This is a genomic window from Streptomyces sp. LHD-70 (assembly GCF_031157275.1).
Lineage (GTDB): Bacteria > Actinomycetota > Actinomycetes > Streptomycetales > Streptomycetaceae > Streptomyces.
The window spans coordinates 118234-136318 of record NZ_JAVIFW010000010.1 but is presented as its reverse complement, the minus strand read 5'-3'; the positions used below and the strand labels follow the sequence as shown (position 1 = coordinate 136318).

Below are 18085 nucleotides of genomic sequence, written 5' to 3'. Positions count from 1 at the left end.
CGCTCACGTTTCATTCCGCAATGCCCCTGTTTGTGCGGTACGCCAGGATTAGTCCTTCTAGTGCGATTTAGACTACATTCATCGTGCTGAGCGCCGGAACCGAGCCAGGAGGCGGCCCGTGGGGACCTCCGCCGACCCGCGTGAATCCGTATCGCGCCTCCGCCTGCCCGCGGACGAGCTGGCGCCCTCCGCCGCCCGCCGGTTCCTCCGCATCACCCTCGGCGACCTGGCCGCCTCGCCCGCTCCCGGGGTACCGGCGGCCGTCAGCGAGCGGCTCGTCGACGACGCGGTCCTCCTGGTCAGCGAGCTGACCACGGCGGCCGTCGCGCGCGGCGGCTTCGAGGTCGACATCGGCTGCCGCCTTGAGACCGGGCTCGACGCGGGGCACGCCATCCCCGCCGCACCGCCCCCGGACGGCCCCCGGCACGTGGGCCTCGTCGTAGAAGTACTCGACCGCCATCTGACCGGCAGCGCCCCCGACGGCCCCGACCTGCGGAGCAGCCTGCGCGCCCACGGCCTGCAGCTCCTCGGCGCCCTCGCCGACTCCTGGGGCGTGACCTGCCGACAGGCCGAGGAGACCGTCTGGTTCCGCCTCGACACCCTCCTGGAGGCCCGGCCGGGCACGGACGAGTCCGGCCCCGCCCCCGCGACCGTCCACCACGCCCCGGCCCTCGACCTCATGCCCGGCCCACCCCCCGAGCGGCCCGAGCGGGCGGGCGCGACCTTCCTCGCCGAGGTCAGCGAGCTGCTCGCGGGACAGCTGGACGAGGACATGGTCACCGCGCTCACCGGCCAGCTGCTCGTGCCCAGGCTCGCCGACTGGTGCGCCGTCTGGCTGACCACCACCAACGGCCGGATGCGCCTCTCCCGGGTCTGGCACCGGGACGAGCAGCAGATCCGGTCCCTGCGCCGAGCCGTGGAACAGGAGCGCCCGCCGCCCTCCACGCTCAGCACCACCGCCCTGAGCTGGCCCTGGCCGGAGGGCGCGGACGCCGCCGAACCGGGCGGCTCCGCGCTGATGTTCCCGCTGGTCGCGAGCGGCCGCTGCCACGGCGCCCTGCTGATCGGCCGCGCGGGCCTGCCCCGGATGACCGACGCCGTCGTACGGATCACGCAGGACGTGGCACGCAGAGCCGCGCAGGCGGTGGTCACGGCCCGCCACTACACGCGGCAGGCGGACATCAGCCACTCGCTGCAACGCCGCCAGCTGCCCACCTCCCTCGCGGCGATCCCGGGCATCGACACGGCGATCGTGTACGAGCCCTCCGGCGAGGGGCAGACCGTCGGCGGCGACTTCTACGACCTGTTCCCGATGGGCGAGAGCCGCTGGTGCTTCCTGCTCGGCGACGTCTGCGGCCACGACCTGGAGGCCATGTCCGTCACCGGCCTGGCCCGCCATCTCGTACGGCTGCTCGCCCGCGAGGGGCACGGCGTCGAGGCCCTGCTCGACCGGCTGAACCTCGCGATGGCCGAGGAGGGCGCGGAGGCGGTGGCGGTCGGCGGCGAGCAGGCGGGCTCCCGCTTCCTGAGCCTGCTCTACGGCGAGCTGGAGCCGGACCCGGACGCGGGCGGCGCCCGCGTCACGGTGGCCAGTGCGGGGCACCCGCTCCCGCTGCTGCTCTCCGCGGACGGCACGGTGACGCCGGCCGCGGAACCGCAGATGCTGCTCGGCATCGACGAGCACGCCGAGTTCCGCGCCGGGTCCTTCCACCTCGCCCCGGGCGAGACCCTGCTCTGTGTGACCGACGGCGTGACCGAACGCCGCCGCGGCAACCGGCAGTTGGACGACGACGACGGCCTCGCCGAACTCCTCCGCGGCTGCGTGGGCCTGGGCGCCAAGGCGGTCGCGGAGCGCGTACGCCAGGCGGCCCACAACTTCAGCCCCGAACCCATCGACGACGACCTCGCGGTGCTCGTACTGGAGGCCCTTCCGCTCCTCGGTGTCCGGCCGTCACCCGGCGCTTCGCTGTGAAGCCGGCGGTCACCTGGGCTCTTCGGTCTCCGCGGCTTCCCGGAATCGTGCGGCCAGTTCACTGCGGGAGCGGATGCCGAGCTTCGCGTAGATGTGGGTGAGGTGGTACTGCACGGTCTTCGCCGCGATGAACAGCTCCAGGGCGGCCTGCTTGTTGCTCGCGCCGCCGGCGACGAGCCGGGCGACGGCCTGCTCCTGGGCGGTGAGGCGGGACAGACCGGCTTCGCCGCGGCTGGTCTTCAGCCCGCCCGCCTGGAGTTCACGCTCGCACCGCTCGACGTAGGTGAGGGCACCCAGGTTGACGTAGGTGTCCCGGGCGTTCCTCAGGACCGTGTCGGCTTCCCGGCGCTTCCCCGCGCGGCGCAGGGTCTGACCGTAGGCGTAGTTCACGCGGGCGCGGTCGTACGGAAGGGGAAGGCGTTCGACGTGGGCCAGGGCCTGCTCGAATTCCCGGCGGGCGCGGTCGATGTCCCCTCGTGCACCGGTCACCCGCCCGCGTACCAGGCCAAGCCGGGCCAGGGTGGAGCGGTGCCCCCGGAGGGCGGCGAGCTTCTCGTACGGGGTGAGGAAGCTGTCGGCCTCATCGACGCGGTTGGTCATCACCAGGGCGTTGGCGTAGACGTCCTGCCAGGGCCAGAACCCCGGCTCGTCGATGCTGCCGCGTGACGGCAACTGGACCACCGGAGCGAGCGCTTCGAGGACTCTTTCGTACTCCCCGCGTGCCTCGGCGACCTGGGCGCGGGCCAGGCACGCGGGCACCAGCATGACCTCGTAGTGGTGCATGCCGACGGCGGCCTGTCGGACATGTCGGTCCGCCGCTTCCCAGGCACCGCGCAGGGCGTGGATCTGGGCTCCCGTCCAGTGCACGAGGGGGCGGACCAGTTCGATCCGGACGTCGGCGAGGTGGGCCGCCGCGAGGTCCACGGTTTCTATGGCCTCCGGCCACGCACCCAGCGCGAACTGGGTGCGGGCCAGCCATCCTTGCGCCCACAGGGAGATCCGGGTGGAGCCCATCCGGAAGCCGGTCGGTACGGCGGCTTCGAGTTCGCGGCGGGCGGCCTCCGGGGCGTCCAGGGCCAGGTCCACCCAGCCTCGGCCGAGCTGGAACCGCTGGGACTGAGCGCCACCGGACAGTTTCGCGGCGGCGCCCTCGTACGCCGCCTGCGACTCGGCCACCCGTCCCATGGCAGCCAGGCCGAGCCCCAGGATCGCCTCGGACTCGATGGCCGAGGGATCGCTCGGGTCCGCCAGTTCCACGGCCCGCCGGGCCCAGGCGACCAGTTCGGGCGCGTCACAGCGTCCCAGAGCGTGCAGCACCTGCCGTTGGCAGATCTTGGCCATCAGGTCGGGCCGCTGCTCCGGGTCGCAGCGCTCCCACGCCTGCGTCAGGAACGTCTCGGCCTCCGCGGCGCGGCCGCGCATGATGGCCAGGTAGCCGAGGACCACGTCGCGCAGCGTGCCGACCGGGAAGCTCTCCAGCTCCGCGGCGAACTGCGCGGCCTGCGGGACGTCGCCGGCGCCGATCATGGCGTCGACGGCACGCAGCAACCGGTCCTGGCGCGTGCTGCGGGCCAGGCTCAGGCGGCTGGCCTTGACCAGGGTGTCGGCCACCGCCGCCCACTCACCCGCGGACGCGCGCTCGGCCGCGTACCGGTCGAGTTCGTCGGCCAGCTCCGCGTCCGCCGTGATGGTGGCGGCGACGCGGTGCGTGAGTCGCCGGCCGGTGTCCTCGGCGATCTCCGCCGCCCGGCGGTGCAGCGCGCTGCGCCTGGTCAGCCCGATGCCGGTGAGGACGGCGGCCCGGATCAGCGGGTGGGGGAAGGACAGCGCCGTGCGTCCGGTGTCCACGGCCGCCGCCAGGAGTCCCGCCGCACGCGCTTCGTCCGCCGCGGGGAGCGGGTCGTCGATCTGGGCCAGGCTCGCGGCCTTCGCCACAGGAGTGTCGTCGTCGAGGACGGAGCAGGCTTCCACCAGGGCCCGGGTGGCTTCGCCGCAACGCGTGAGCCGGTGCCTGACCGCCGCTGCGAAGCGGGAGGGGGCCGGCAGGGCCGGGTGCCACTCCTGCCATGTCTCGCGTGGCAGTTCGGACAGCAGGTCGGTGGCGTGGCGGGGATTGCCCTGGGTGTGCCGGCACAGATGCCTCGCCGCCGGAAGGGTCAGGGCAACGCCGCCGGCTTCCCACGCGAGTGCCCGGACGTCCTCCGGTCCGAGCGGGCCGAGACGCACGGTGTCCCGGCGGCAGCCGTCCAGGAACTCCAGCGTCCGGGGCGGCGTGCTCGCGCCGAGGCCGTGGGGATCGTCCCGGGCGATCAGCAGGGCGAGCACCCGCTCGGTCGACATCGTGCGCACCGCGGAGCGGATCGCGCGCAGGCTCTCCACATCCGCCCAGTGGGCGTCGTCGACGACCACGACGAGGGGCTCCCGCTGCTGCGCCTCGGCCCAGATCCGGTGCAGTCGCTGTGCGGCGTCCAGGACCGGCGCCGGCGTTTCGGCCTGCGCGGGCTCCGGAATGTCGAGATCCGCTCCGCCTGCCCGGGCCAGCTGCGCCGCGACGCCGAGTGCCACGCCCGCCTCCCAGGCCACGCCTTCACCGTGCAGTACGCGCAGCGGCTGTCGGCCCGAACAGGCTTGCAGGACGCGGTCCACGAGGGCTGTCTTGCCGATGCCCGTCGGCCCCTCCACGAGCGCCATCGAGGGGTGGCCCGCACCGGCGTCGCTGATCAGGCGGGTCAGCGCGGCGCTCTCGTCGGCCCGCCCGATCAAGCTCCGTCGCAGATCAGGACGCACGCTCATGTTCAAGGACGCTAGCACCGCGGTCCGTCCGCGTGCCGGGCGCTGCGGCTGCCGAAGCGGCGGCCCTGCGCGGGACGAATCCGGTCACGAGCAGTCCGGCGATGCCGACGCCGGCGAAGACGTAGAAGGTGTACGTCGGCGGCACGCCCGCCCCCACGAGGGCTCCGCCGACGACCGGGCCGACGATGCCGCCGAGCCTGCCGAACCCGGCGCACCAGGCGACGCCGGCGGCGCGGGACACGGTGTCGTAGTAGTGCGACACGAACCCGTAGATCAGCACCTGGGTGCCCAGCGTCCCCACCCCGGCGACGGCGACGAGAGCGAGGAGCACGGCGAGCGGCAGCTGGAAGGTCAGCAGGGCCAGGGACACGGCGGCGAGCCCGAAGGTGGCGGCGATCACGCGCTGCGCGCCGAGCCGGTCGGCACTCCGTGAGGCGAGGAGTCCGCCGACGATGGCGCCACCGTTGAGCGTCAGCAGGAAGCTGAGCGAGTACGACGGTCCGTAGCCGTTGCGGCCCATGATCTCCGGCAGCCAGGTGTTCAGGCCGTACGTGAGCAGCAGGCCGGAGAAGCTCATCAGGCCGAGGAGGAACGTGGCGAGCGCGTAGCGCCGGGTGGCGAGCGCGGCGAAGCCGACCTTCTCCTTCGCCTCATGAGGACGGGCAGGCTGGGCGGGAGCCGCGTCGGGCAGGGGGATGCCGGTGCGTTCGGAGACGCGGCGGGCCCGTTCCGCGTGTCCGCGGGCGAGCAGCCACGTGGGCGACTCCGGCAGCCGCAGCAGAGCGGCGGGCAGCAGGAGGACGATCGGCAGCGCACCGATGAGGAACAGTCCGCGCCAGCCGATGCTGTCGGAGGTGAGCAGCGCAAGCAGGGCCGCGAGCACACCACCGGCGGGGACACCGCTGTAGACGATCGCGTTGTAGAAATGGCGCCGGTCCGGCGGGGCGAACTCGGCGATCAGGGCGCCGGCGGTGGCCACCAGCGCGCCCACGCCGATGCCGGTGAGGAAGCGCAGGACACCGAACGTGGTGTAGCTGGTGGTCGTCGCGGTCAGTCCCATGCCGATGGAGAACCAGGCGATGTTGACCAGCATGATGCGGCGGCGGCCGACGCGGTCGCCGATGGCACCGGCGACCAGGGCGCCGACCAGGACGCCCATGAGGGCGTAGGAGCCGAGTGCTCCGGCCTGGCCGGGGGTGAGGGCACCGAGCTGGCCGGGGTCGCGGAGGAGGGTGGGCACGATCGTGCCGTAGACCACCAGGTCGTAGCCGTCGAAGACGAGGGCCACGGCGGCTATGCCGACGATCCAGCGCAAGCTGTTGCGATGGCGTGGGTCCACGTGTCTGTGCGCTTGAGCGTTCACTGCGGTACCTCGTGATCGTGAGCGGACCAGGGGGCGGTGAAGGTCCGTGAGCGGACCGTGGGGCGGTGAAGCGTCCGGCCGGGTGCGGCCGTGCAGAGCTGGGGACTGAGGGGTTACCCGAGGTCTCCGCCGGCGACGGGGAGCACGCTGCCGGTGATGTAGGACGCCTCGTCGGAGGCGAGGAACGCGATCGCCGCGGCTTGTTCGTCCAGGGAGCCGTACCGCTTCATCAGGGACGAGGCGACGGTCTGGTCGACGATCTGCCGGTACCAGGTCTCCTCCTGGCCGCCTTGGGCCGCGGGCCCCCGCGCGACGCGTCGTGCGGGAGCTTCGGTGCCGCCCGGGGCGGTCGCGACGACGCGGATGCCGTACGGTGCCGCCTCCAGGGCGAGGGAGGCGGTGATGGCGTTGACGCCGCCCTTGGCCGCCGCGTAGGGGACGCGGTTGACGCCGCGGGTGGCCACGGACGAGACGTTGACGATGGTGCCGGAGCGCTGCTCGATGAGGTACGGCAGGACGGCGCGGCACGTCCACAGCGTCGGGAACAGGGAGCGCTGGACCTCCGCCTGGATCTGGTCGGGCGTGTAGTGCTCGTAGGGCTTGGCCCAGATGGTGCCGCCCACGTTGTTGACCAGGCAGTCGATCCGGCCGTGCCGTTCCTGCGCCTCGGCGACCGCCTTCTCGGCTCCGTGGTACTGCTCCAGGTCGGCGACGATCGCGTGGGTGTCGCCGCCGCCCTGCTCGGCCAGTTCGGCCGCGACCTCCAGAACGAGTTCGGAGCGGTCGACCAGGACGACGTCGGCGGACTCCGCCACCAGGCGGCGGGCGACCGCGAGACCGATGCCCTGGGCCGCACCGGTGACCAGGGCCTTCTTCCCGGCGAAGCGGCCCACGTGTGCCGTCAGGGCCGTCGCGGCCGTCGCAGCCTTCGCGGCCGTCATCGGGCCGCTCCCGCCGCCACGGCGAACTTCTCGTAGTGGAAGCCCGCCGGGGTGATGCCGAGAGACGCGATGTGGCCGCGTACCGCCTCGACCATGGCGGGAGGGCCGCACAGATAGACGTCCGCGTCGCCGTCGTGCAGGGTCTTCTCGTCGATGAGGCCGGTGACGTAGCCCTTGTTCCGCGCCTGGCTGGACTCGTCGGCCACGCAGTGGTCGAAGGTGAACCCGGGGATGACCTCGGTGTAGTCCTCCAGGGTGTCCAGGTGGACGAGGTCCTGGTCGGTGGTCACGCCGTAGATCAGGTGGACCGGATGCGCGAGGGGTGTCTGGGCGAGCCGTTCCAGCATCGAAAGGAGCGGCGCCAGGCCGGTGCCGCCCGCGAGGAGCAGGGCGGGGCGGGCGAGTTCGCGAAGGTAGAAGGTGCCCATCGGGCCCGTGAACTCCACGAGGTCGCCGACCCGGGCGCGGTCCGCGAGGTAGCCCGACATCACACCGCCGTCGGTGATGCGGACCAGGAACGACGCCTGCTGCTGGTTCGGCCCCGAGCTGAAGGAGTACGAGCGGGCCTGGTCCGTGCCGGGCACGGTGACGTTGACGTACTGGCCGGGAAGGAAGTCCAGGGCCTCGCGGCGCTCCACGTCGAAGGTGAGGCCGACGGTGCTCGCCGAGTGCCGCTCGATCGCCGTGACGGTGGCGGTGAAGGTGCCCGCGGCGGTCTTGGCGGCGGCCGACGTCGAGGGGATGCTCAGCACGAGGTCGCTCTGCGGCGTCATCTGGCACGGCAGGCAGAGCCCGCGCGCCGCCTCGTCCTCGGTCAGCGCCTCGTCGATGTAGTCACCGCCGTCGTAACTCCCGGACTCGCAGACCGACTTGCAGGTGCCGCAGGCGCCGTCGCGGCAGTCGAGGGGGATGTTGATCCGGGCCTTGTACGAGGCGTCGGCGACGGTCTCGTCCGGTCCGCAGTCGATGAACCGGGTGATGCCGTCCTCGAAGCTCAGGGCGATCTGGAATGCCATGGTGCTGCTCATTTCGGGTACTCGGGTCTCGGAGGGGCGGCCTGGATCAGACGTGGTAGATGTCGACCACGTGATGGACGTAGTCGTTCTTCAGGACGACCTTCTTCGCGGTGATCAGCGGGCTCGGGCCACGGAAGTCGACGCGGTAGAAGGACGTACCGAAGTACGTGTCGACGCTCTGGTAGCGGTAGTAGAGCGTGAACCAGTTGAACCGCACGTCCACGGAGCCGCCGGACTCACCCGTGATCTCCACGTTGGTGATGTTGTGGCCGGTGCGCGGCTCGGGCAGGCTCGTGGCGCTGGAGCGGTCGGTGCGGATCCGGAAGACCCGGTCCTGCAGTCCGCCGCGGTTGGGGTAGTAGATCAGCGAGATCTCGCTCTGCGGGTCCCGGGTGAGTGCGTCGTCGTCGGCCCAGGCCGGCATCCAGAACTCGGCGTCCGGGTGGTAGCACTCCAGCCACTCCTCGAACTCGCGGTCGTCGAGAAGGCGTGCCTCCCGGTAGAGGAACCGGCGGACGGCCTCCAGCGTGACGGTGCTTGGCGCTGTCGCTGTCGTCATGTGCTGCTCCCTTTTGATGCGCGTCGTCTGATACGCGTCGTCGTCACGCGGACTGCCTGGTCCCGGCTTCCGCTGCCAGCGCGCGCCGCATGCTCTGCAGCCAGTAGGCGTGCTGGATGGGGAAGAGCCCCTCGTCCTCGGTGCGGATCCCGCTGGCGATCGGGTTGATGCCGACCTTTGCGGCGTCCTCGTCCGGCCCGTCGATCTGGTGCACGGCACCGCGGCTGAGGTCGTTCCACGGGGCCGCGTCGGCCAGGTACGTCTTCTGGCAGGAGCGGAACTCCTCCAGGTCGTCCGGGGTCGCCATGCCGGTGGCGTTGAAGAAGTCCTCGTACTGCCGGATGCGCGCGGCACGCGCCTCGGCCGACTCGCCCTTCGGCGCGATGCAGTAGATCGTCACCTCGGTCTTGTCGACGGAGATTGGCCGGAAGTGCCGGATCTGGGAGCTGAACTGGTCCATCAGGTAGACGTTCGGGTAGAGGCACAGATTGCGGGAGACGCCGATCATCCAGTCGGCCTTGTCCTCGCCGAACTCCGCCACCAGCTCGTCGCGCCGTTCGGCCAGCGGCCGGTTCGCGGGGTCGAGCCACTTCGTCCACAGCAGCAGGTGGCCGTGCTCGAAGGAGTAGAAGCCGCCCTGCTGCTTGGACCAGCCGCCGGCGTCCATCGTCCTGGTGTCGTTCGTGGACTCGCCCGCGGTGCGGCGCGCCTGGGTCGCCGCGTAGTTCCAGTGGGTGGCCGAGACGTGGTAGCCGTCGGCGCCGTTCTCGGTCTGCAGCTTCCAGTTGCCGTCGTAGCTGTACGTGGACGAGCCCCGCAGCACCTCCAGGCCCTCCGGGGACTGGTCGACGATCATGTCGATGACCTTGGCGGCTTCGCCCAGGTGCTCGTTCAGCGGCTTGACCTCGCTGTTGAGGCTGCCGAAGAGGAAGCCCCGGTAGTTCTCGAAGCGGGCGACCTTGGTCAGGTCGTGCGAGCCGTCGGTGTTGAACTGCTCGGGGTATCCGGCGCCGCGCGGGTCCTTGACCTTGAGCAGCTTGCCCGTGTTGTTGAAGGTCCAGCCGTGGAAGGGGCAGGTGAACGTGGTGCGGTTGTCGGTCTTGCGACGGCAGAGCATCGCACCGCGGTGGCTGCACGCGTTGATGAGGGCGTGCAACTCACCTTGTTTGTCACGGGAGATGACGATGGGCTGCCGCCCGATGTGCGTGGTGAAGTAGTCGCCGACGTTCGGGATCTGGCTCTCGTGGGCGAGGTAGACCCAATTGCCCTCGAAGATGTGCGTCATCTCCAGGTCGAAGAGTTCCTCATCGGTGAAGACGCTCCGCCGGACGCGGTACACGCCGTTCGAGGGGTCCTCCACCAGGGCGTTCTCCAGGGTGGTCCCCGCGCGACTGTGTGCTTGGGCCATGGTCCGTCCCTCCGCATCGTTCGAGCCGCCTGGCCGGCGCCCCATACGTTTCGATTGCTTTTCAGCACCATGACATCGCGATGAAAAGTCGGCCCCGGACATTTACCCAGGGTTGGCCCAGGGGGGTATTGATATCACCGCCGTCTCAATAGTCTGGCTTCTTGATATTTGTTGGTATGGGATCCGCTCCCTAGGCTGAGCGGTAATCGAGGGCCCTACAGAGAAAGGGCAGCCCGATGGAACTCAGGTATTTGAGGTATTTCGCCGCCGTCGCCGAAACCCGTCATTTCGGCAGGGCCGCGGAGCACTTGCACATGGCGCAGCCGCCGCTTTCCCAGGCGATTCGCCGCCTTGAGACGGAACTGGGGGTGGCGCTGTTCACCCGCACCACCCGGCAGGTCTCCCTGACCAGCGCCGGCGAGGTGTTCCGTACGGACGTGGAGCTCATCCTCAAGGCCGTCGAAGAGGCGGTGGCCCGGGTCGGGCGTCTCGCGTCAGGGGTGGAGGGAGTGCTCCGGGTCGGCCTCACGGGCTCCGCCTCGTACCGCCAACTGCCCGCACTGGCGCGGCTGGTGAAACGCGAACTGCCCGAAGTGATGCTGGAGGTGCACACCGAGATGCTGACGCCCGCACAGGAGCTGGGGCTGACCGAGCGGCGCCTCGACGTCGGAGTCCTGCGCCCGCCGATCCGCCGGGAAGGGCTCACCCACCGGGCCCTCGACGACGAGCCGCTGGTGCTCGCCCTCCCCGAGGAGCACTGGCTGAGCGAGGCGGACACCGTGCGCGTGGAACGGCTGCGGGACGAGAACTTCATCATGTACGCGGCCACGCTGAGCTCCGTCGTCAACGAAGCGGTCGTGCGCAGTTGCGTCGCCGCAGGCTTCCACCCGCGCTGCGCCTACGAGGTCACCGAGACCTCCGCGGCCCTCGCCCTGGTCGCCGCGGGACTCGGCATCGCCGTACTGCCGGACTCCATCCGCTCGGCACCCCGCGAGGGAGTGCTGTGCAAAACGCTGGAGGGTGCGTTTCCCGTCCGTCTGGCTCTCGCCTGGCGCGAGGACGACGAATCTCCGCTCCTGAAGAATCTGCTGGAAATCTTGGAAAGAAACGAAATGTTCGTCGCACCCGTGCCGCCTGACGGCCACGAAATTCCCGGGGAATACCCATGAATATCGCCAAGATCGAGGCCATCCCTTTTGCGATCCCGTACCGGAAGCCACTGAAGTTCGCCAGCGGCGAGGTGCACACCGCCGAGCATGTGCTCGTACGCGTGCACACCGACGACGGACTGACCGGCATGGCGGAGGCCCCGCCCCGGCCCTACACGTACGGCGAGACGCAGGAGTCGATCGTGGCGGTGATCGACAAGATCTTCGCGCCGCAGATTCTGGGCCTGTCGCCGCTGGAGCGGGAGGCCGTCCACGCGAGGCTCGACCGCACCGTCGGCAATCCCACCGCCAAGGCCGCCCTCGACATGGCGCTGTGGGACATCCTGGGCCAGGCGGCCGGCGTACCGGTCTCCGGTCTGCTCGGCGGATACACGGACCGGATGCGGGTGAGCCACATGGTGGGCTTCGCGCCCGCCGCACACATGGTCGCCGAAGCCGAGCGGATCCGGGACGTCTACGGCATCACCACGTTCAAGGTCAAGGTCGGCCGGCGGCCGTACACCGACGATGTCGATGCCTGCCGCGCGCTGCGCGAGGCCCTCGGCCCGGAGGTGGAGCTCTACATCGACGGCAACCGCGGCTGGACCGCGTCCGAGTCGGCGCGCGCCCTGCATGAGATGGCCGACCTCGGTCTGACGTTCGCGGAGGAGCTCTGCCCGGCCGACGACGTGCTGGGGCGGCGCTGGCTGGTCCGGCAGAGCCCCGTCCCCTTCATCGCCGACGAGAGCGCCACCGACGCCGCCGAGGTCACCCGCGAGCTCCTCGGCGGGTCCGCCACCGCCATCAGCATCAAGACCGCCCGGACCGGCTTCACCGCCTCCCAGCGCGTGCTGCACCAGTGCGAGGGACTGGGCGTCGAGATGGTGATGGGCAATCAGATCGACGGTCAGATCGGCACGTTGTGCACCGTCGCCTTCGGCGGGGCGCACCGGTCGACCGCGCGGCGGGCCGGTGAACTGTCGAACTTCCTCGACATGACCGACGACCTGCTCACCGAGCCGCTCTCCATCGAGGACGGCACCCTGCGCATCCGCGAAGGCGCGGGGCTCGGCTTCGCCATCGACCCCGACAAACTCGCCCGGTACCGCCAGGACGCCTGAGGCCCCGGGTGCCCACCACCCGACACACCCACTCCGCACCACACGAGGAACAGGAACAGGCCATGACCGACACCACCACCCAGCCCGCCGCACAGGCAACCGCGGCCGCGTCCGGCGCCGCCGCCACCGAGAAGTTCCGCACCCTGCGGCGCGCGGACACCGGCGCCGCCGACAGCAAGCGCGTCAACACCCTGGCCTCCGAAGTCCTCGCCGCCGTGCACGACGTCATCCGCCGCCACCAGGTCACGTACGCCGAGTACGAGGCGCTCAAGGCGTGGCTCATCCAGGTCGGCGCGGACGGCGAGTGGCCCCTCTTCCTCGACGTGTGGGTGGAGCACGTCGTCGAGGAGGTCGCCAACGAGGAGCGCCAGGGCAGCAAGGGCACGATCGAGGGCCCGTACTACGTCCCGGACTCGCCGGTCTTCCCGGTCGAGGCGACGTTGCCGATGCGCGAGGACGAGCCCGGTACGCCGCTGCTGTTCCAGGGTCGGGTGACGGGCGTGGACGGCACCCCGCTGGCCGACGCGAAGGTCGAGATGTGGCACGCCGACGCGGACGGCCTCTACTCGCAGTTCGCCCCCGGGCTGCCCCAGTGGAACCTGCGCGGCACCGTCGCCACCGACGGCCAGGGCGACTTCAGGATCCACACGAGGGAGCCTGCCCCGTACCAGATCCCGACCGACGGCTCGTGCGGCCGGCTGATCGCCGCGGCCGGCTGGCACGCCTGGCGGCCCGCCCACCTCCACCTGAAGGTCTCCGCTCCCGGCCACCAACTCGTCACCACCCAGCTGTACTTCCGGGGCGGCAGCCACGTCGAGGACGACATCGCCTCGGCCGTCAAGCCGGAGCTGGTCCTGAGCCCGGCCCCCGCGGCGAGCGGCGTCGGCAACGAGGTCACCTACGACTTCGTCCTCGACCAGGCGTGACGGTCCGCCTCCCGGGGCTGCCGGTGACGGCAGCCCCGGGGGACGGCCCCCGTGCCGGACGCACCGGACGACCACTCTCCAACCACAGGGAAGCACCATGCTGTTCGCAGTGAAGATGGACGTCGAGATCCCGCGGGACCTCGACGCCGCGGTCCGCGAGGACCTCCTCAGCCGTGAGAAGAACTACTGCCAGGATCTGCAGCGGGCAGGCCGGTGGGTGCACATCTGGCGCTGCGCAGGGCAGTACGCCAACCTCAGCGTCTTCGATGTCGCGGACAACGACGAACTGCACACCCTGCTGTGGAACTTGCCGCTCTTCCCCTACATGAAGGTCTCCGTCACTCCTCTGGCGACCCACCCGTCCGCACTCGACGCCGCTGCCGCGGCGTCCTGACCGGGCCGGACGAAAGGCAGGAACTCCGATGGGCAGCAAGGTGGTCGCTTCGGCCGCTCAGTCCGTGGCGGACATCCACGACGGCGCGACCCTCGCGGTCGGCGGATTCGGTCTGAGCGGGGTGCCGAACACCCTGATTCAGGCGGTGTACGACAGCGCGGTCGCCGACTTGGCCGTCGTCTCGAACAACTGCGGCGCGATGGACTCCGGACTCGCCGTCCTCCTCTCGGCCGGCCGCATCTCCCGGGTGACCGGCTCCTACATCGGCGCGAACAAGGAGTTCGCCCGCCAGTACCTCGCCGGTGAGCTGGAGGTCGAGCTGATCCCGCAGGGCACCCTGGCCGAGCGGCTGCGTGCGGGCGGCTGCGGCATCCCCGCCTTCTACACCCCGGCGGGGGTCGGCACCCAGGTCGCCGACGGCGGCCTGCCGTGGCGCTACGACGGCGACGGCTCGGTCTCCGTCGCGTCACCGCCCAAGGAGGTGCGGGAGTTCGACGGTGTCGACCACGTCCTGGAGCGCGGCATCACCACCGACTTCGCCCTCGTCCGCGCCGCCAAGGGCGACACCCACGGGAACCTGGTGTTCAACAAGTCCTCCAGGAACTTCAACCCGCTGGCGGCCATGGCAGGCCGGATCACCGTGGCCGAGGTCGAAGAGCTCGTCGAGCCGGGCGAGATCGACCCGGACCAGGTGCACCTGCCCGGGATCTTCGTCCAGCGCGTCGTCCCCCTCACCGCGGAGCAGGCCGCCGACAAGAAGATAGAGAAGCGAACGATTTCCGCGCCTTCGGCGCGAGGGACGGTGCAGCAGCCATGACCTGGACCCGCGATGAGATGGCCGCCCGTGCGGCGCAGGAGCTCGAGGACGGGCAGTACGTCAACCTCGGCATCGGCCTGCCGACCCTGATCCCCAACTTCCTCCCCGAGGGCGTCGAGGTCGTCCTGGAGTCGGAGAACGGTCTCCTCGGCGTCGGCCCGTACCCGACCGAGGACGCGGTGGACGCGGACCTGATCAACGCCGGCAAGGAGACCGTCACGGTCCTGCCCGGCGCGTCCTTCTTCGACTCGGCGCTGTCCTTCGGGATGATCCGCGGCGGTCACATCGACGCGGCCGTGCTGGGGGCCATGCAGGTCTCCGCCCGCGGTGACCTCGCCAACTGGGCCGTACCCGGCAAGATGATCACCGGTATCGGCGGTGCGATGGACCTCGTGCACGGCGCCCGCAAGGTGGTCGTCGTGATGACGCACACCGCCAAGGACGGCAGCCCCAAGGTCGTCGCGGAGTGCTCCCTGCCGCTCACCGGCAGGAGGTGCGTGAACCGGATCATCACCGACCTCGGCGTCCTCGACGTCACCGAGGACGGCCTGGTCCTGATCGAGACCGCGCCGGGTGTCGACGCCGAGGAGATCACCGGCAAGACCGCCGCGGACGTCCGTATCTCCGAGGGGGTCTCCTGATGTCCCGACCGCGTGACGTCTACGTCGTCGACGCCGTCCGCACACCGGTCGGCAAGTACTCCGGCGGGCTCGCCGGCGTGCGCTCGGACGACCTCGCCGCCCATGTCGTACGCGAACTCCTCGCGCGTACACCGCAGTTGGACCCGGCACGGATCGGTGACGTCTTCTTCGGCAACGCCAACGGCGCGGGCGAGGAGAACCGCGACGTGGCCCGTATGGCCGTGCTGCTTGCCGGCCTTCCGGTCACTGTTCCCGGCGTCACGGTCAACCGCCTCTGCGCGTCCGGCCTCGAGGCCGTGATCCAAGCCGCGCGGGCCATCGCACTCGGCGACGCCTCCATCGCCCTGGCCGGCGGCGTCGAGTCGATGTCCCGCGCACCCTGGGTGCTTCCCAAGCCCGAACGGGCCTTCCCCGCCGGGCACGCCGAGCTGTACTCCACCACCCTCGGCTGGCGCATGGTCAACCCGAAGCTGGAGCCGCGGTGGACGGTCCCGCTCGGCGAGAGCGCGGAGCTGATCGCCGAGAAGCACGGCATCACCCGCCGCCAGCAGGACGCCTACGCGCTCGCCAGCCACGAGAAGGCCGCAGCGGCGTGGAAGGACGGGCTGTTCGACGCGGAGGTCGTGCCCGTGCCGGTCCCCCAGCGCAAGGGCGACCCGGTCCTCTTCGACCGGGACGAGTGCGTCCGCGACAACGCGTCCCTGGAGGCGCTGGCCGGACTCCGGCCGTCCTTCCGCACGGAAGGGGGCTCGGTCACCGCGGGCAACGCCTCGCCGCTCAACGACGGCGCCGCCGCGCTCCTGCTCGTGGACGAGGAGGGGCTGAAGGCCACAGGCCGTGAGCCGCTGGCCCGGATCAGCGCCTCCGCCGCCACCGCCATCGAGCCGCACTACTTCGGTCTCGGCCCCGTGGAAGCGGTGAACCAGGCACTGGCGAAGGCCGGCCGCACCTTCGCGGACCTGTCGGTGCTGGAGCTGAACGAGGCTTTCGCCGCCCAGGTGTTGGGGTGTGTCGCCGAGTGGCCCGAGTTCGCCCCGTCGATCCTCAACCCTCGCGGCGGCGCCATCGCCATCGGCCACCCCCTCGGTGCCTCCGGCGCCCGTCTCGTCGGCGCCGTCGCCCACCAGCTCAAGGCCGGCGGCTCCGGCACCGGGGTCGCCACCCTCTGCATCGGCGTCGGCCAGGGCCTCGCCCTTGTCCTCGAACGCTGACCGGCCCTTCGCGTATGACCGAGGAGAGTTCATGACCCAGGAGAGCGTATGACCGAGGAGAGTTCATGACCGAAGACACCGCGGCAGCTCCGCAGCTGCTCCATCACCGCGTCGACGGCCCGGACTCCGCGCCCCCGCTCCTCCTGGGCCCCTCCCTGGGTACGTCGATGGCCGTCTGGAACTCGCAGGTGCCCGACCTCGCCCGGCACCACCGGGTCGTGCGCTGGGACCTGCCCGGCCACGGCGGCTCGCCCACCCGCCTGCTGCCGGACAGCTCGCCCGGCGCGAGCACGGTGGGCGACCTCGGCAAGCTGGTGCTCGACCTGGCCGACGCCCTCGGTATCGAGCGCTTCGCGTACGCGGGGATCTCTCTCGGCGGCGCCGTCGGCACCTGGCTCGCCGTCCATCACGCCGACCGGGTCGCGCGGCTCGCCCTGGTCTGCTCCTCCGCCCACTTCGGCTCGGCCGGCCCCTGGCGGGAGCGCGCGGAACTGGTCCGGCTCAAGGGAACGGAACCCTTGCTCACGACCAGCCCGAGCCGGTGGTTCGCCGACCCCCGCACCGCCGAAACCCCTCTCGGACGTGCTCTGCTGCGGAACCTCGCCGAGGCCGATCCCTCCGGTTACGCGGCCTGCTGCGACGCCCTCGCCGACTACGACCTGAGGCACGGGCTGGCCCGCATCACCGCACCCACCCTCGTCATCGGCGGCTGCCACGACGTGGCCACGCCCCTCGAACACGCGTCGGAACTCGCCGCCGGAATCCCGGAGGGCACCCTGACGACGGTCGCTACCGGGCACCTCGCCGTGGAGCAGCCCCGAGCCGTGACCAACGCGCTACTCGCCCACCTCCGTGCGAACGGCACCATGAGTGTGACGCGCTGAGGCGGGACCGGCTCTGCCGTTCCCCGACTGGTCCCGGCCGTAGGCGAGTTGCTCCCCAAAACGTTCGAGGGGCTGTTTCAGATTTCTCTGAAACAGCCCCTCGAACTGCGACTTCGAAAAGTCGGGACGACAGGATTTGAACCTGCGACCCCTTGACCCCCAGTCAAGTGCGCTACCAAGCTGCGCCACGTCCCGGTGCCCGCTCGCGGGTGTGGCCCGCGCCGTGCAGTAAGTACCTTACCTCACCCCGGACCTGCGCCGATCACCCCCGCCCCGCCACAATCGGAGGGTGAACAGCACCCCGAAGGGCACCCCTTCCCCAGACGCCCAGGGTCGCGACCGCGACGCCGAGGGCCGCGCCCGCAGCGCCCGCCCCCGCGACGGCCTCGGCCGCCCGCTGCCCTACGGAGCGGAGGGCGTCGACCGGCAGCCGGAAGGTGTCGTACGCACCCCGGACGAGACCCTCGCCGAGGCGCAGGCGCTGCTCGACCAGGGCCGGCCGTTCCACGCGCACGAAGTCTTCGAGGACGCCTGGAAGTCGGGTCCCGAGGAGGAGCGGGCGCTGTGGCGGGGGCTCGCGCAGTTGGCGGTGGGCCTCACGCACGCGGCGCGCGGCAACAGCACGGGCGGGGCGCGGCTGCTGCGCCGCGGCGCCGACGTGATCGCGGCCGAGCGGCCCGCGCCGTACGGGATCGACGCGCCCGGCCTGGGCGCCTGGGCCGAGGAGTTGGCGGCACGGGTGGAGCGGGGCGAGGGGACGGTGGACGCGGCGGAGTGTGCGCCGAGGTTGCTCGGGGCCGCGTAGGCGCAGGGTGAAGCCCGGTGGGATCGCGGGCAAGTTCTGCACGGCCGCCCGTGACGGACGGAGCCGAAGCTTCACCGGTCCGGACC

General features: G+C 71.2%; 16 protein-coding genes and 1 tRNA gene. 10 read left to right on the top strand and 7 right to left on the bottom strand.

The window, feature by feature from the left end:
* Positions 1–118 precede the first annotated feature (118 nt).
* Positions 119–1972: a SpoIIE family protein phosphatase gene (locus RCO28_RS21240; RefSeq protein ID WP_308942764.1), complete on the top strand. Its 1854-nt coding sequence runs from the start codon at positions 119–121 to the stop codon at positions 1970–1972.
* Between the two features lie 9 nt (positions 1973–1981).
* On the opposite strand, the gene RCO28_RS21235 is transcribed toward RCO28_RS21240, so the two are convergent.
* The 6 genes from RCO28_RS21235 to benA form a co-directional block, all read right to left on the bottom strand.
* The gene (locus RCO28_RS21235) at positions 1982–4765 is read right to left on the bottom strand and encodes an AAA family ATPase (RefSeq protein WP_308942763.1); all 2784 of its coding nucleotides are present in this window, start codon (positions 4763–4765) and stop codon (positions 1982–1984) included.
* Positions 4749–6104, bottom strand: coding sequence for an MFS transporter (locus RCO28_RS21230; protein ID WP_308942762.1), 1356 nt, complete (start codon positions 6102–6104; stop codon positions 4749–4751). Before RCO28_RS21230 ends, RCO28_RS21235 begins: the two co-directional genes overlap by 17 nt.
* Before the next feature lie 137 nt (positions 6105–6241).
* Positions 6242–7069 carry a 1,6-dihydroxycyclohexa-2,4-diene-1-carboxylate dehydrogenase gene (locus RCO28_RS21225; protein WP_308942761.1) on the bottom strand — a complete coding sequence of 276 codons (828 nt, stop codon included), beginning with the start codon at positions 7067–7069 and terminating at the stop codon, positions 6242–6244.
* Positions 7066–8085: a benzoate 1,2-dioxygenase electron transfer component BenC gene (gene benC / locus RCO28_RS21220; protein WP_308942760.1), complete on the bottom strand. Its 1020-nt coding sequence runs from the start codon at positions 8083–8085 to the stop codon at positions 7066–7068. Before benC ends, RCO28_RS21225 begins: the two co-directional genes overlap by 4 nt.
* Positions 8086–8131: 46 nt before the next feature.
* A complete protein-coding gene (gene benB / locus RCO28_RS21215; RefSeq protein ID WP_308942759.1) occupies positions 8132–8644 on the bottom strand; it encodes a benzoate 1,2-dioxygenase small subunit in 513 nt (170 codons plus the stop codon).
* Between the two features lie 43 nt (positions 8645–8687).
* Positions 8688–10052: a benzoate 1,2-dioxygenase large subunit gene (gene benA / locus RCO28_RS21210; protein WP_308942758.1), complete on the bottom strand. Its 1365-nt coding sequence runs from the start codon at positions 10050–10052 to the stop codon at positions 8688–8690.
* 236 nt (positions 10053–10288) lie between these two features.
* On the opposite strand from benA, the gene RCO28_RS21205 reads away from it, so the two are divergent.
* From RCO28_RS21205 to RCO28_RS21170, 8 genes are all read left to right on the top strand, one after another.
* Entirely contained in the window at positions 10289–11221 is a 933-nt protein-coding gene (locus RCO28_RS21205; protein ID WP_308942757.1) for a LysR substrate-binding domain-containing protein, read from the top strand.
* Positions 11218–12321 (top strand): enolase C-terminal domain-like protein, encoded by a 1104-nt coding sequence (locus tag RCO28_RS21200; RefSeq protein ID WP_308942756.1) that lies wholly within the window; start codon positions 11218–11220, stop codon positions 12319–12321. The genes RCO28_RS21205 and RCO28_RS21200 overlap by 4 nt, the downstream gene beginning before the upstream one ends.
* Before the next feature lie 62 nt (positions 12322–12383).
* The gene (gene catA / locus RCO28_RS21195) at positions 12384–13247 is read left to right on the top strand and encodes a catechol 1,2-dioxygenase (RefSeq protein ID WP_308942755.1); all 864 of its coding nucleotides are present in this window, start codon (positions 12384–12386) and stop codon (positions 13245–13247) included.
* A 97-nt stretch (positions 13248–13344) separates the two neighbouring features.
* On the top strand, positions 13345–13641 hold the full coding sequence (catC, locus tag RCO28_RS21190) for a muconolactone Delta-isomerase (RefSeq protein ID WP_308942754.1): 297 nt from the start codon (positions 13345–13347) through the stop codon (positions 13639–13641).
* Positions 13642–13669: 28 nt separating this feature from the next.
* Entirely contained in the window at positions 13670–14458 is a 789-nt protein-coding gene (locus RCO28_RS21185) for a CoA transferase subunit A (RefSeq protein WP_308942753.1), read from the top strand.
* Positions 14455–15099, top strand: a complete 645-nt coding sequence (locus tag RCO28_RS21180; RefSeq protein ID WP_308942752.1) for a CoA transferase subunit B — start codon at positions 14455–14457, stop codon at positions 15097–15099. Before RCO28_RS21185 ends, RCO28_RS21180 begins: the two co-directional genes overlap by 4 nt.
* A complete protein-coding gene (locus RCO28_RS21175) occupies positions 15099–16310 on the top strand; it encodes a thiolase family protein (protein WP_308942751.1) in 1212 nt (403 codons plus the stop codon). The genes RCO28_RS21180 and RCO28_RS21175 overlap by 1 nt, the downstream gene beginning before the upstream one ends.
* 65 nt (positions 16311–16375) lie before the next feature.
* Positions 16376–17194, top strand: a complete 819-nt coding sequence (locus RCO28_RS21170) for an alpha/beta fold hydrolase (protein WP_308942750.1) — start codon at positions 16376–16378, stop codon at positions 17192–17194.
* 121 nt (positions 17195–17315) lie between these two features.
* Here RCO28_RS21170 and RCO28_RS21165 read toward each other — a convergent pair.
* Positions 17316–17389 (bottom strand) — tRNA-Pro (locus RCO28_RS21165).
* A 94-nt stretch (positions 17390–17483) separates the two neighbouring features.
* On the opposite strand from RCO28_RS21165, the gene RCO28_RS21160 reads away from it, so the two are divergent.
* A complete protein-coding gene (locus RCO28_RS21160; protein WP_308942749.1) occupies positions 17484–17999 on the top strand; it encodes a DUF309 domain-containing protein in 516 nt (171 codons plus the stop codon).
* Positions 18000–18085: the final 86 nt, after the last annotated feature.